This window comes from Micromonospora sp. NPDC048843 (genome assembly GCF_040649965.1).
GTDB classification, from domain to species: domain Bacteria; phylum Actinomycetota; class Actinomycetes; order Mycobacteriales; family Micromonosporaceae; genus Micromonospora; species Micromonospora hortensis.
In genome coordinates, this window is the sequence record NZ_JBEZGJ010000191.1 from 1 (window position 1) to 13,169 (window position 13,169).

The 13,169-nt window shown below is 70.3% G+C and carries 16 protein-coding genes; 12 read left to right on the forward strand and 4 right to left on the reverse strand.

Translation table 11 applies throughout. The annotated features are described in order from the left end of the window. Positions 1-241 precede the first annotated feature (241 nt). Genes AB0C20_RS30745 through AB0C20_RS30765 form a run of 5 tightly spaced genes read left to right on the forward strand, consistent with a single transcriptional unit; the run spans position 242 to position 5,375 of the window. Complete coding sequence (locus AB0C20_RS30745; RefSeq protein ID WP_357569285.1) at positions 242-1,831, forward strand: ABC transporter substrate-binding protein; 1,590 nt, start codon at positions 242-244, stop codon at positions 1,829-1,831. Next, positions 1,801-2,820 (forward strand): ABC transporter permease, encoded by a 1,020-nt coding sequence (locus tag AB0C20_RS30750; protein ID WP_357189510.1) that lies wholly within the window; start codon positions 1,801-1,803, stop codon positions 2,818-2,820. The genes AB0C20_RS30745 and AB0C20_RS30750 overlap by 31 nt, the downstream gene beginning before the upstream one ends. Further along, complete coding sequence (locus AB0C20_RS30755) at positions 2,813-3,697, forward strand: ABC transporter permease (RefSeq protein WP_357189508.1); 885 nt, start codon at positions 2,813-2,815, stop codon at positions 3,695-3,697. Before AB0C20_RS30750 ends, AB0C20_RS30755 begins: the two co-directional genes overlap by 8 nt. Continuing rightward, the gene (locus AB0C20_RS30760) at positions 3,694-4,698 is read left to right on the forward strand and encodes an ABC transporter ATP-binding protein (RefSeq protein WP_357569276.1); all 1,005 of its coding nucleotides are present in this window, start codon (positions 3,694-3,696) and stop codon (positions 4,696-4,698) included. The genes AB0C20_RS30755 and AB0C20_RS30760 overlap by 4 nt, the downstream gene beginning before the upstream one ends. Further along, positions 4,695-5,375, forward strand: coding sequence for an ATP-binding cassette domain-containing protein (locus AB0C20_RS30765; RefSeq protein WP_357189504.1), 681 nt, complete (start codon positions 4,695-4,697; stop codon positions 5,373-5,375). The genes AB0C20_RS30760 and AB0C20_RS30765 overlap by 4 nt, the downstream gene beginning before the upstream one ends. Positions 5,376-5,460: 85 nt before the next feature. On the opposite strand, the gene AB0C20_RS30770 is transcribed toward AB0C20_RS30765, so the two are convergent. Next, a complete protein-coding gene (locus tag AB0C20_RS30770; protein WP_357189502.1) occupies positions 5,461-6,360 on the reverse strand; it encodes an ABC transporter substrate-binding protein in 900 nt (299 codons plus the stop codon). A gap of 152 nt (positions 6,361-6,512) precedes the next feature. Between AB0C20_RS30770 and AB0C20_RS30775 the strand changes: the two genes are divergently transcribed. Next, positions 6,513-6,896 carry an ankyrin repeat domain-containing protein gene (locus AB0C20_RS30775; RefSeq protein WP_357569277.1) on the forward strand — a complete coding sequence of 128 codons (384 nt, stop codon included), beginning with the start codon at positions 6,513-6,515 and terminating at the stop codon, positions 6,894-6,896. A 60-nt stretch (positions 6,897-6,956) separates the two neighbouring features. Here AB0C20_RS30775 and AB0C20_RS30780 read toward each other — a convergent pair whose 3' ends face one another. Beyond that, positions 6,957-7,865: a sigma-70 family RNA polymerase sigma factor gene (locus AB0C20_RS30780; protein ID WP_357569278.1), complete on the reverse strand. Its 909-nt coding sequence runs from the start codon at positions 7,863-7,865 to the stop codon at positions 6,957-6,959. A 368-nt stretch (positions 7,866-8,233) separates the two neighbouring features. On the opposite strand from AB0C20_RS30780, the gene AB0C20_RS30785 reads away from it, so the two are divergent. From AB0C20_RS30785 to AB0C20_RS30805, 5 genes are read left to right on the forward strand one after another with little or no spacing between them, the layout of a single operon-like run. Then, positions 8,234-8,626 (forward strand): YbaB/EbfC family nucleoid-associated protein, encoded by a 393-nt coding sequence (locus AB0C20_RS30785; protein ID WP_357569279.1) that lies wholly within the window; start codon positions 8,234-8,236, stop codon positions 8,624-8,626. Next, positions 8,626-8,940 carry a type VII secretion target gene (locus AB0C20_RS30790; RefSeq protein WP_357569280.1) on the forward strand — a complete coding sequence of 105 codons (315 nt, stop codon included), beginning with the start codon at positions 8,626-8,628 and terminating at the stop codon, positions 8,938-8,940. Before AB0C20_RS30785 ends, AB0C20_RS30790 begins: the two co-directional genes overlap by 1 nt. A gap of 19 nt (positions 8,941-8,959) precedes the next feature. Next, positions 8,960-9,685 (forward strand): hypothetical protein, encoded by a 726-nt coding sequence (locus AB0C20_RS30795; RefSeq protein ID WP_357189493.1) that lies wholly within the window; start codon positions 8,960-8,962, stop codon positions 9,683-9,685. A gap of 10 nt (positions 9,686-9,695) precedes the next feature. Next, the gene (locus AB0C20_RS30800; protein WP_357569281.1) at positions 9,696-10,322 is read left to right on the forward strand and encodes a hypothetical protein; all 627 of its coding nucleotides are present in this window, start codon (positions 9,696-9,698) and stop codon (positions 10,320-10,322) included. A gap of 22 nt (positions 10,323-10,344) precedes the next feature. Continuing rightward, positions 10,345-10,602 (forward strand): hypothetical protein, encoded by a 258-nt coding sequence (locus AB0C20_RS30805; RefSeq protein ID WP_357189489.1) that lies wholly within the window; start codon positions 10,345-10,347, stop codon positions 10,600-10,602. Positions 10,603-11,042: 440 nt separating this feature from the next. Here the strand turns inward: AB0C20_RS30805 and AB0C20_RS30810 are convergent, their stop codons facing one another. Further along, entirely contained in the window at positions 11,043-11,567 is a 525-nt protein-coding gene (locus AB0C20_RS30810) for a hypothetical protein (RefSeq protein WP_357569282.1), read from the reverse strand. 301 nt (positions 11,568-11,868) lie between these two features. Here AB0C20_RS30810 and AB0C20_RS30815 point away from each other — a divergent pair, with 301 nt between their 5' ends. After that, the gene (locus AB0C20_RS30815) at positions 11,869-12,309 is read left to right on the forward strand and encodes a hypothetical protein (protein ID WP_357569283.1); all 441 of its coding nucleotides are present in this window, start codon (positions 11,869-11,871) and stop codon (positions 12,307-12,309) included. On the opposite strand, the gene AB0C20_RS30820 is transcribed toward AB0C20_RS30815, so the two are convergent. Beyond that, positions 12,310-12,846 carry a hypothetical protein gene (locus AB0C20_RS30820; RefSeq protein ID WP_357569284.1) on the reverse strand — a complete coding sequence of 179 codons (537 nt, stop codon included), beginning with the start codon at positions 12,844-12,846 and terminating at the stop codon, positions 12,310-12,312. Positions 12,847-13,169 lie beyond the last annotated feature (323 nt).

The following is a 13,169-nucleotide window of genomic DNA, read 5'->3' on the forward strand; positions in this document are numbered from 1 at the left end:
GCGATGGCCCGTGGGCGTTGTTGACCATCAGGTAGTCAATGAGGTCGTGACCGCCGTCACCGGGCGCGCCGCCGCTGGCCACCCGCCCGACTGATGGTCGGTTGTTGATCAGCGACATGCTGCATGTCTCTGGTAATTGCCAAAGACTTGCAACTGTGTCACCGTGATGATCAACGGTTGCGGCGCCGCGCCCACCCGACAAACGATCCTCCCCACACCACAGGAGCCCTCTGTGACCCGGATGCGTCCGACCTTCCGACGCCTCGTGGCGTCGACCGCGGCGGCGGGGATGCTCGTCCTCGCCGGGTGCTCGGCCCCTGCCAACCCCGACGGCTCAGCCGGCGGCGCGACGCTTGTCGTCGCCACCTCCGACGAGCCGGACGCGTTGAACCCGGTGCTCAACTACGGCGTCGACGGCGCCTCGCTGATCTTCGACGGCCTCGTCAGCCGGGACGCCGACAACCGCCTCGTCGCCGGTCTGGCCACGGCGTTGCCGGAGCTGTCACCCGACGGCCGCACAGTGACCGCGAAGCTCCGCGACGGCGTGCAGTTCCACGACGGAAGCGCGCTGACCGCCCAGGACGTCGTCTTCACGTACCAGGCCGTGCTGGAGCCGACCGTCGACTCGACGCTCCGCTCCGACCTGGACATGGTCGAGTCGGTGACCGCGCCCGACGCGGCAACTGTGGTGTTCCGGCTGCGCTATCCGTACGCGCCGTTCCTACAGCGGCTCACCCTCGGCATCGTGCCGGCGAAGCTGCTCAGCGGGCAGGACATCAACACCGCCGGGTTCAACCGCAAGCCGATCGGGACCGGGCCGTACCGGGTCGACTCCTGGACGCCGGGTGACCGCCTGGTGCTCACCGCCAACGAGCGCTACTTCGGTGGCCGGCCGAAGAACAACCGGGTGGTGGTCGCGTTCGTCGCCGACGACAACGTCCGCGCCCAGCGGATGCGCGCCGGCGAGTTCGACGCCGCCGAGTTGCCGCCGAAGCTGGCCTCCGGTTTCGACGCCGACGCCACGTACCGCGTGCAGCGGGTGCCGACCGCCGACTACCGCGGCGTGATGCTGCCGACGGGCAACGCGGTCCTCGCCGACCCGGCGATCCGCCGGGCGCTCAACCTGGCCGTCGACCGGGCCGCGATGGTGACCGGGCTCCTCGGCGGCGCCGGCGAACCGGCGTTCGGGCCGATCCCGCCGACCTCCGAGTTCGCCGACCCGTCGATCATCGGCAAGCCCACCGCCGACCCGACGGCGGCGGGAGCGCTGCTCGATGCGGCCGGCTGGACTCCCGGCCCCGGCGGGGTACGCGTCAAGGACGGCCGACCGGCCCGGTTCACGCTGATGTACCCGGCGAGCGACACGCTGCGCAAGGACCTGGCCCTCGCCGTCACCGCCGACGCGAAGAAGGTCGGCATCGCTGTCACCCCGGCGGGGCTGACCTGGGACGCCATCGACCCCCGGATGAAGTCCGACGCCCTGCTGATGGGCTACGGCACCCCGTACGACCCGGACTTCGTCTCGTACAAGTTGTTCGGCTCGACGTTCGCGGGGCAGGGCTACTTCAACCCCGGCTCGTACCGCTCCGAGGTGACCGACCGGGCCCTGCAGGAGGGCCGCGACCAGATCGACCCCGCCCTCCGCACTGCCGCGTACGCGCAGTTCCAGAAGCAGCTGGCCGCCGACGTGCCGTGGCTGTTCCTCACCTACCTGCGGCACACCTACGTGCTGAAGTCCTCGGTTCGGGGCGTGGCGCCGCGGGTCGAGGCGCACGAGCACGGGGTGGCGAACAGCCTCTGGTGGAACATCGAGACCTGGACGCGGTCGTGACCCGTTCCGGTCGACTGGCCGGGGCCGGTGCGGTGGTCCGGCGTCGGCTCCTCGTCGCCGTGCCGGTGCTCGCCGCGACCAGCGTCGGGATGTTCGCCCTCGGTGCCGCCTCGCCTGTCGACCCCGCGAAGCAGTACGCGGGCGCGGCGGCCTTCACCGCCAGTGAGGAGAACCTGGCCCAGCTGCGCGCGAACTGGGGCGTCGACGACCCCCTGCCGGTGCAGTACCTGCGGTGGATCAGCAACCTGGTCCAGGGCGACCTGGGGTGGTCGACCAGCCGCCACGAGCCGGTCGCCTCGGTGCTCGCCGCCCGGGCCGGCTGGACGCTGCTCCTGATCGGTGTGTCCCTCGCCCTGGTCCTGGTCGCGAGCCTGCTGCTGGGCGCGCTGGCGGCGTACCGGCGGGGTGGGTTGTTCGACCGCGCGTTACGGGCGGCCGCGTACGCGGTGCAGTCGATGCCGGTCTTCTGGCTGGGCCTGGCCGCGATCGCCGTGTTCGCGCTGGCCCTGGGCTGGTTGCCGGCGGGCGGGCTCACCGACGTCACAGCGACCAGCACGTCCTGGTCCGATGTGGCGCACCACCTGATCCTGCCGGTCGCGGTGTTGGCCGTGTCCCAGGCCCCGTGGTTCGTGCTGTTCGTTCGGGACGCGGTGGCGGAGAGCATGCGCGACGACCACGTGCTCGCGGCGCGGGCACGCGGGTTGCCCGGTCGGACTGTGCTGTTCGGGCACGCACTGCGGACCGCGCTGCTGCCGTTCCTCACCCTGGTCGGCACCCACCTGCCCGAGCTGGTCGGCGGGGCGGTGCTGGTCGAGACGGTCTTCTCGCTGCCGGGCCTCGGCGCCGTCACTGTCGCCGCCGCGCTGGGCAGCGACTTCCCACTGCTGGCGGCGATCACGCTGGTCACCACGGCGGTGGTGCTGGCCGCGAACCTCGCTACCGACCTCGCCTACGCCGCCGCCGACCCGAGGGTACGACTCGATGGCTGACCTCGCTGCCCGACCGTCGCTGCTGCGGGTGACCCGGTCGCGGCTGCGGCTGCGCCCCGGCCGGGCTGGTGTCATGGTGGCCGGCCTGGTCCTCCTGGTGGCCATCGCCGGCTCGCTGCTCGCTCCGCTGGTCTGGCCGCTGGACCAGAGCGCTGTAGCGCTGGACCAGACCCGGTTGGCGCCGTCCTGGACCCACCTCGCCGGCACCGACGACCTGGGCCGCGACGTGGCCCACCGCGCGGTCTACGGGCTGCGGGTCTCGCTGCTCGTCGGCGCGGTCGCCGCGCTCGTCGCCACAGTCCTCGGGGGCGTGGTGGGCGGGATCGCCGGCACGCTCGGCGGCCGGGTGGACCGGATCCTGATGCGGATCGTGGACACCATCGCCGCGATGCCACACCTGCTGCTGGGCATCTTCATCGTCGCCATGCTGCGTCCCAGCCTCGGTGCCGTGATCGCCTCGGTGGGGCTCACCCACTGGCTCTCCACCGCCCGCATCGTCCGATCCGAGTTGTTGAGCCTTCGGACCCGACCGTTCATCGACGCCGCCATCAGCGGCGGAGCCGGCCGGCTCCGGGTCCTCACCCGGCACCTGCTGCCGCACGTCCTGCCCCGGCTGGCCCTGGCGACCACACTGATGATCCCGCACGCGGTGTGGCACGAGACCGCCCTGTCGTTCCTCGGCCTCGGCCTGCCGCCACACCTCGCCTCACTGGGCAACATGATCAACGACGGTCAGGGGTCGCTGTTGACCGGCGCCTGGTGGGCCAGCCTGGCACCGGGCGCGGTGATCGTCGTCGTCACCCTCGCCATCGCGGTCCTCGCCGGCCGCTGGCGCGACCGTCTCGATCCCCGGGTCCGAGCGGAGCTGCACCTGTGACCACCACCGAATCCGTTTCCGCCCCGGCGTCGCCCCGTGCCACCTCGAGCCAGCCGCTACTCGCCGTGGACGGCCTCGGCGTCGAGTTCCGGCTCCGCGACGCGCGCGTGCGCGCCGTCAGCGATCTCAGCCTCACCGTCCGGCCCGGCGAACTGCTGGCCATCGTGGGCGAGTCCGGCTGCGGCAAATCCGTCCTGGCCCACGCCCTGCTCGGCCTCCTGCCGGGCAACGCCACGACCACCGGTCACGCCGTGCTGCACCACCCCGGCGCCGACCCGGTCGACCTGGTCACCTGCGGCCAACGCGAGCTGGCCCGGAGGGTACGCGGACGCCGGGTCGGGTTGGTCCCGCAGAGTCCGGCCACCGCCCTGAACCCGGTCCGCACCGGGCGGCGACTGCTCGCCGAGACGCTGCGGGCGCACGGCCGCGACCGCGCCGACGCCGACCAACTCGCTGTCGATGTCGGGCTCGACCCGGCGGACCTGGACCGCTACCCCCACGAGCTGTCCGGTGGCATGGCACAGCGTCTGGTCACCGCGCTCGCGCTGGCGCCCGACCCGTCGCTGCTCATCGCCGACGAGCCCACCACCGGGCTGGACCGGCCGCTTGTGGACCACACCCTCGACCTGCTGCGCCGCCGTTGTGAGAACGGCGCGGCCGTCGTGCTCATCACGCACGACCTGGCCGCCGCACGCCGGGTCGCCGACACCGTCGCCGTGATGTACGCCAGTCGCATCGTGGAACACCGCGACACCGACCAACTCTTCACCGCGCCGGCCCACCCGTACGCCTCGGCGCTGCTCGACGCCCTGCCGGACCGGGCCTTCCGCCCGGTGCCGGGCGACCCGCCGATGCTCACCGCGCTGCCCCCCGGGTGCGCGTTCGCGCCCCGCTGCCCACGCCGCACCGACACCTGCGCCGACCGACCACAGTCGACACCGGCCACCGGCGGCGGCACTGTGGCCTGCCACCACCCGATCCCCACCGGAGCCACCACGTGACCAGCGCGCACCACCTGCTCGCCGACGAGGTGAGCGTCTCCTACGGCCGCCAGGTCGTCCTCGACGGCGTCACAGTGCGCATCGGCCGGGGAGAGACGGTCGGACTGCGTGGGCCGTCCGGCTGCGGAAAGTCGACACTGGTCCGGATCCTGGCCCTGCTGCACCGCCCCGATCAGGGCCGGGTCAGCATCGACGGCACCGCTGTGGACGCCGTCCGGTACGCCGTTCCGGTCGCCCTACGGACCCGCGTCGCCGCCCTCTTCCAGAGCCCGCGCGCCGCCGCCGATCCTCGACTGAGCCTCACCGATCTGATCGCCGAACCGCTGCGCGCCACCCGGACGCCCGAGTCGGCGGTCCGGGAACGGGTGGCCGAACTCGCCGACCTCGTCGGCCTCACAGCGGATCTACGCAGCCGGCGTCCCCACGCGGTATCCGACGGGCAACTGCAACGCGCCTGCCTCGCGCGGGCCCTCGTACACCGCCCCGACTACCTGCTCTGCGACGAGGCCACCGCGATGCTCGACGCCTCGACCCAGGCGCACGTCGCCGCCGTCATCCGCGACTACCAGCGGACCCAGCAGGCCGGGGTCCTGGTCATCACCCACGACCAGACCCTGCTGGACCGCTGGAGCGACCGCATTGTCGACCTGGCCGCCACAGCGGGGGTACGCGCCTGACCCTCGGCGCGGTCTGTTGCGAATCCCGGGGGGCAAGTGGCGATCGGCCTCGGAGGTCCGCCTCCGCCACTCGGGCGCGGCAGCGTCAGCCGACGTCGACTGGCACCCGCCGAGCGCGGGGGTCCGGACGGCCGCCCAGGATGGCGGCGAGGATCTCCGCGCCGTCGACGACCCTCGGGCCGGGGCGGTTGAAGTAGGCAGGCCCGTCGACCACCCATACCTGCCCCTGACGGACCGCGGGCAGGTCCGCCCAACCGGGTTGCGCGGTCGCCACTGACAGCTCGTCGACGGTTCGCTCCGGCGTGAACCCGCACGGCCCGAACACCACCACCTCGGGAGCCAGGTCCGCTACCACCGACCACAGGTGCGGGGTGCTGTGCGCACCCGGCCCGAGCAGCAGCGACCGCCCGCCCGCGTAGGTGATCTGCTCCGGAACCCAGTGCCCGCCAGGCATCAACGGATCGAGCCACTCGACGAACAGCACCGTCGGCGCGCCGGGCACCGCCCCTGGCAACGCCGCCAGGCGACGCTCGGCGTCGGCTCGGATCTCCGCCGCCCTACCTTCGGTGCCGGTCAGCGCGGCCACGGCATCGACAGTGTCCAGGATCCCGTCGATGGTCCGCGCCTCCAGGGACATCACACTGGTGTCGAGATCGATCAGACCAACCGCGTCATTGACCCGCTCGTAGGAGACCGCACACACGTCACACAGATCCTGGGTCAGGATCAGATCCGGCTTCAACCCCTCCAGCATGGCGACGTCGAGCTGGTACAACGACGATCCCCGGTGCGGGTCACCGGCGATCGCCGCCGAGATCTCCCGGCTCGTCAAGGTCTCCGGCAGGGACGTCGCGGTCACCGCCGGGATGTCGGCCAGAGCCCCCGGCGGCCAGTCACACTCGTGGGTACGCCCGACCAGTTGCCCGGTCAGGCCGAGCATGGCCACGATGTCCGTGGCCGCCGGCAGCAGGGAGACGATTCGCACGTCCGCCTGCCTACCAGGCGCGACCGAGCCACGTCCACTCATGGATGACCCCACAGGCCAGGCGGTCCTCGTTAGGCCAGTCGTGTCCACGACGATGCGTTCGGGTACCTCGCCCTGTCACATCGGCTCGTCGTCTGGGCTCACAAGCACGAGTGCAAACACGCGAGGAGGACACAGTGCAGTTTGAAGAAGCCGCCGAGGCCGCCGACGAAGCGACGATGCGGTCGATGCTGTCCGCCGACCCTGGGCTGCGCGATCGGCATGCAGACCTGGTTACGCGGATGGCCGAGGCGCGCAACTGGTCAACGGTCCGGCTGCTCATCGAGCTTGGCTTCGGCGTCAACGGTGTCACCGCCGCCGGCGCCACCGCCTTGCACCATGCGGCGGCAGCGGGTGAGCTGTCGATCGCGCGCCTGCTGGTCGAGCACGGTGCCGACCACACCGCCCGCGAACCTGGGTTCAACGCGCAGCCGGCGGGCTGGGCGCAGTACTTCAAGAAGCGGGAAACCCAGCAATATCTCGAGTCCCTGGCCTGATGCCGCGCCGTCCGGTCACGCGGCATCAGACCCACAGCCCGTGGAAGTGGGGCTCGGCATTCATCCCAATGTTCGCTCCGCCTGGTTCAGGAGGGCGGAGTTCAGGAGGGCGGACGCGAGCCGGTGGACGCGGTCGGGGTCGCGGACAACGTCGATCCTGACGATCTTGTCGCCCGCGACAGTGAAGGCCATGACAGAGAACGGCTGCCCGTCGCGGGTGATCAACGTTCCGATCGCGCCGTTGACCAGGGCGGGGCGCAGTTGGCCACCGCGTGGGGCGCGGGCCTGCTTGGCCACGGCCTCCGCGCCGCGGACGACGGTCGCCGGCCTGGCGGTGCCGAAGTCGGTGCGCAGGACGACGTCGGGGTCGAGAGCCTGCACGAGGGCGTCGAGGTCACCGGTCCACGCAGCCGCGTAGAAGGCACGGACGACCTGCCGCTGGCGCGCTAGATCCGGATCGGGTGAGGGGATCTCGGCACCGTGCACCCGGCGCCGTGCCCGGCTGGCGAGTTGTCGCGCGGCGGCCGGGGTGCGGCCCGCGATGCCGGCGATCTCCTCGAAGGGCAGGTCGAACATGTCGTGCAGCACGAACGCCAACCGCTCAGCAGGAGTGAGCTGGTCGAGCACGACGAGCAGGGCCAAACTCACCGAGTCGGCCAGCAACGCCTCCTGCTCGGGGTCGAGGTCCCCGTCCGGGATGACAACCAGGTCGGGCAGGTGCGTGGCGAACGGATCCTCCCGGCGCCGTCGGCGGGAGCGCAGCATGTGCAGGCACTCCCGGGCGACGACAGTGGTCAACCATCCGCCGAGGTTGTCGATCTGATCCGCGTCGGACCGGCTCAGCCGTAGCCAGGCGTCCTGAACAGCGTCGTCCGCGTCAGCCAGCGAACCGAGCATTCGATAAGCCACCGCCCGCAGCCGGGGTCGGTGCTGCTCGAAGCGCGCGGCCAACCACTCATTCTCGTCCATCGGTCACACCATCCCATCGCCAAGGCTCACAGAGATGAACCCTCAGGCACGGCGAACGTGACACCGCCGAACCCGGGAAGCGGCCTCTGACTTGCGCAAACTGAGAGTGAGCGATGCTGGCATCGAACCAGTGACCTCTTCGGTGTGAACTCTCGGCGAGCCGGTTGGATCGGGCTTGATGCGAGGTCGCACGGCCTGCTGGCGCGCTGCTCGGCTCGGTTCGGCTGACCGGGTTTCTGTACTTACTGCTGTGCTGCTGGCGTCGGACGAGGCGTTGGATGCGGACCTTCGCTCGGCAATCTTGGTGGCGGGCCGCGGCTACACTGACGCCTCCGAATCCCCTGCTCGGCAACCGAAACGGAGGCGCGATGGGTAATCCGCTGTTGGACGCCGAGGATGCGCGGGAACGCCTTGAGGCATGGCAGGCCAATGCCTCGCGCCGGGCCGCCGACACGCAGGCCGCCAGTGCCGGGTTGCGCGCGCTGCGGGTCACGGCCGCCGACGCCCACGGGATCGTCGACGTCACCGTCGACTCCACGGGGGCGATGGCCGACGTCCGGCTCTCCGCGCGGGTGCAGCGCGTGGGCCTTGAGCAGACGCAGCAGGCGATCATGGGCGCCTATCGCAACGCGCGGGTCAAGCTCGCCGAGGCCGCCGCCGAGGTCGTGCGGGAGACGGTCGGCGCCGACTCGGCGACCGGCCGGGCCCTGCTGGCCGGATTCCGGACCGGCGACACCGAGGACGAAGAGGGGCGTTACTGATGCACGGTGGGTTCGAGGTCGACATCGAGGCCCTGCGCGCGCACGCCACAGCCATGTCGGCCATTCACGACCGCTTCGCCGCCGTCAAGGCCGCGAGCGGCACCATCTTCCAGGCCGACGAGGCGTACGGGCAGCTCTGCCAGTTCTTACCGCCCGTCCTGGAGGGACGCCACCAGGACCAGGACAAGGGCGTGGGGATGCTCGCCGAGAACATCGCGCTGCTCGCCGCGGGAATCAAGAAAACAGCCGACGCCTACGAGCGGGCCGAGGAGTCGACCACCGACGGCTTCAACTCCTTCCACTCCGCGACCTGAGCCGGCCCGGCGTCCTCTCATGAGCAACCCACTGGTCGCCACGACCTCCGACATCCCTTCGACCAGCGCCGCGCACCGCGACGGCTGGACCGGCCTGCCGCTTGCCAACGACTACATGGGCATCAAGGACGCCATCGACTCCGGCAGCTGGATCGACGGCTCAATCGCGGGCTTGGGCGCCGCTCTCGACGGGGCGGCCATCGCCATCGACCCGTTCAGCACGCTCCTGTCGATGGGCATCGAGTGGGCCATCGAGCAGGTCGAGCCACTGAAGCAGGCACTCGACTGGCTCGCCGGTGATCCCGAGACCATCGAGACGCACGCCATGACCTGGGACAACATGGCCAGTGAGCTGTTCTCCATCGCCGAGGACCTCAAGGCGCGGCTGGTCGGCGACCTCGACGGATGGCAGGGCGCCGCGGCCGACGCCTACCGCGACATCCTCACCATCAACATCGACGTCGCCGGGATCTTCGCGGGCACGGCCGCCGGCATGGGTGCCGCGACCCGTGGCGCGGGAACCGTGGTGCAGATAGTGCGGGAGGTCGTGCGCGCCTTCATCGCCGACTGCATCGCCAAGGTCGTGGTGTGGCTGGCCGAGGTGGTGTTCTCTCTCGGCTTCGCCACACCGCTTGTCGCCTCCCAGCTCGCGGTCGCCGTCGTCCGCTGGACCGGCCGCATCTTCGGCTGGCTGATGGGCCTGATCGCCAGCCTCTCCGCCCTTCGCGCACTCCTCGACGTCTAGGCGGCCCTCGATGCGACAACTCATGGCGGCTCTGCGGACCACCGCCGTCCTGGTGGTCCTGTTCGCTGTGGCGGGTCTCCACAAGCGCCCCTCAGGCCCCACCCCACCGCACGGCGGTGGCGGCGATGGCCCCAAGCGTCCCAAGTTCAACCCCGCAATGATGCCCAAGCGCGTGGGAGCAGCCCAGCAGCACGGCATCAAGCGCGCCGAGGAGGGCCGCCCGAAGGACGCCGACACATCCGAGCCCGAGGTACCCAAGAGGACCAACCCCTGGGACGACCCCGACTTCGCCGACGCCAGGTACGACATGCGCCGCTTCGGTGAGATGGGCGACGGGGCGATGAACAAGATCTGGGACGGCGACGGCAGGGGCGATGGCGACCACAAGCCCTCGTCCACCGAGCCCGGCAAGACGCTCTTCCCACCCGGCACCACCAAGGCACAGGTCGAGGGCTGGTTCAAGAGCATCGCCGCCAACCCCGACAGCCGCCCTCAGCCACGTCCTCACGGCGACGGCTGGGTCGTCACCGGCACCCGCGACGGCATCACCTGCCTCGTTACCCTGGACAAGGACGGCAGCATCTCCGGCGGCCACCCCCTCAGCGGCGAGGGCGTGACCACCAACCCGCCGGCCTAGCCACCGCACCCACGGGAGACCCATGGAAGTCATCGATTTCTACCGGCTCAGCCGCCGGATCACCGACCAGCTCGCACCCAAGATCAGCCCGAAGTACCGGCCGATCGTCTTGGCCTCCGGAGGCGCCGGGGCCTGGGCCCTGGCGATCCCGACGCTCGTCGGCGCCCTGTCGGAGGAGGACGTCGTGATCACCACGGCGGAGAAGGACGCGCTGCGGGAGCTCATGGAGTTCCGCCGGGAGCCTCTGACCTACCTGGAGCAGATCCGGACCTCGGACTGACGACTGAAGCGTAGATCGGGCCCCTCGAACCCTGCACCCTGCCGACCAGCAGAAGGTTCGGGCCTGTTCGATGTTGTCGAAGCGGTCGGGGAAGCCGGGCCGGTACTCCAGTGTCTTGAAGTGCGCCGCGCTGTACGGGTTGTCGTTGCTCGTGTGCGGCGCCGCGAGTGGCTCGCAGAAAGGCCACCTCCCGAAATCGGGAAGCGGCCTCTGACCTGCGCGAACTGAAAGTGGGCGATGCTGGTACCGAACCAGCGCCCTCTTCGGTGGGAAACAGGACGCCGCACCGACTCTGACCTGCGGGAACGTGGAGACGCAGGTAGGGGTGGGTGCAGTTGAGCGCCGTTCGGGGCCGTTGGACGCGGTTCAAGGCTGTTCACGGCACCCTGTTGCTCCCAGTCTGCTCCCCCTATCCGGGCCCGGCACCGCCTCCTTGTTAGTCACAGGCAGCACCAGCAATACAGGTCCTCGCCCGCGTCTCGGGCGCGCTGAGCAAGGGCGGCAACCTTTTCGATCACAGGCAGCATCTCGTCGTCAGACAGTGGCCCACTCCACGCCAGTTCCTCGATCCGCCCCCATTGCGCCGACAACTCCAGCATCTGGGCGTCGCTGATAGAGGCGAGGGTGTCCCGCGCGGCCCGGTCCAGCGACATCAGCCACGGCCCGTCCTGCTCGTCCCCGCTCCACAACAACTCAAGGTCGACCAGGCTCACATCCCAGTCCACCTGTCGAACGAAGCTCACAAGCTTCCCGAGGGTCACCGTCGGCTCGATTCCCTTCAGGTCAACCGCATCCACGGCGATGCCGCCGCGGCTGGCAGCGAACGGTCCGCCCTCGAATTCCTTCATCAACCTGACAGCCGCAGCGTCGTCGTTGGCCCGGAAGTAGTCGTACAGCACACCCGTGGCACGCACTTCACCACAGGGATACGACAGCGGATGCCCCCACATCCGGGCGTACGCCAAGATGCAGGTCCAACGCTCCAATGGCGGCGCTGCCTGGGTGCGGGGCAGGCAACGATGTCCCATGGCCCACAGGCGGCCGCCGGCCAAACGGCGCAGTTATCGTGTCCGACGTGAACCTCGCGGATTGTGATCGACGCGGGCAGCACAGATTCGGCGGCCTGAACGCGCGGGTGGATGTCCACCTGATCGGGCGGGTGTATGGGTTCCGGGTGGGAAGGGCTGGATCGTGGGTATCGCATGGCGCGAGTCGCCGGAAGATCTGGTCGGGCTGCTACGCCTACACGGCCTGACTCCGGACCGGGTGGACAACGTCGAGATCGCGTGGAAGGCGTTCCGCGAGTTTCTTGCCCAGCCGGTCGACGGCCTGGAGCCAGGGCTGGACAGCGACGCCGATAGCTTCATTGTTCAGTGGGGCCGGTACAGCTGGCACGACCGGCTTCCCAGCCTGAGCTTCACCCGACAGTTCGCCGTCGACGCGCAGGAAACTTGGACCGAGACCGACCGGTACCAACCAGAAATGTGGCAGGTCAGCCTGGATCTGGTATTCGCAGACGCACCCGCGCTCGCCGACCTCGACAAGCTCGACGTCCAGGACACCGGGTTCAACTTCAGTCCACCCGGCCCGGCGCGAAACCATGCGATCGGTAGAGCGGAGTGGACGGTGCAGCACCACCCGACATTGCAAGCACTGTGGGCGAGCACCCCCGTGCACAGCGCCGTCACGCTGGACCGCGCAGACTAATCACCCGAACGCGCCAACCGCACCCGATTCGATGCCGTCTCTGGCAAGCGGCGGTGGGTTGCGTCCCACAGCGACAACCCGTGCGCGGTCGCCGTTGAAGTCCGGGTCGAGGCGGTCGGCCAAACACGAGCGGTGCGCGGCAAATGAAGCACAGCCCGGTCCGTCGCTGCTGCGCACGTCGACGGTGACGCCGTCGCCGCCAGGACTGAGGATCGTGGGCTGGCCGCAGCATCCGCACGGCCAGCTGAGCTCGCGCAGGTCCGCGGCGCGCATCGTAAGGCGTATCCAGGCGGGCGGGTGGTACCTGCGGATCTCTTGGACGACCGCCTCGACCTGCACTCCGACCGACGGGTATTCCTCAGGCAGTGCGCGAGGTGCACCCGAAGGGCTGTCGATGACGCCGGCGTCGGCCGACGCACCCACCGTTTCATGTCCGAGGACCTGGGCCATGACCCCCCAGGGCTGGTGGCTGATGATCGTCGCCCGGACAGCGGTGCCCGCCACCAGGTCACCACCGACGCTGTCGAAACGCTGCATCGGATGATCGTCGCGTATCACCTCATCAGCGGCACAGTCGGGCCCGCGGGAAAGAGGACGCCTAACCGAATCTGCCCTGCGAAAACGTGGAGCCGCAGGCAGGGGTGGGTGCAGTTGCGGGCCGTCGGGTGCAGTTTGGTGCAGTTGAAGGCCGTTCAGTGCACCCTGATGCTCCCCACCTGCTCCCCCAATCCCCGGCTCGCAATTGGGCTGCGCGGCCCACCGGCGTCGCCGGTTTCGCGGCGCTGCTGGCGGCGGCCCCCGGCGATGGTCACCTGCGCATCCTGGCCACGCTGATCGGGGTGGTCCTCTCCGACACCGGG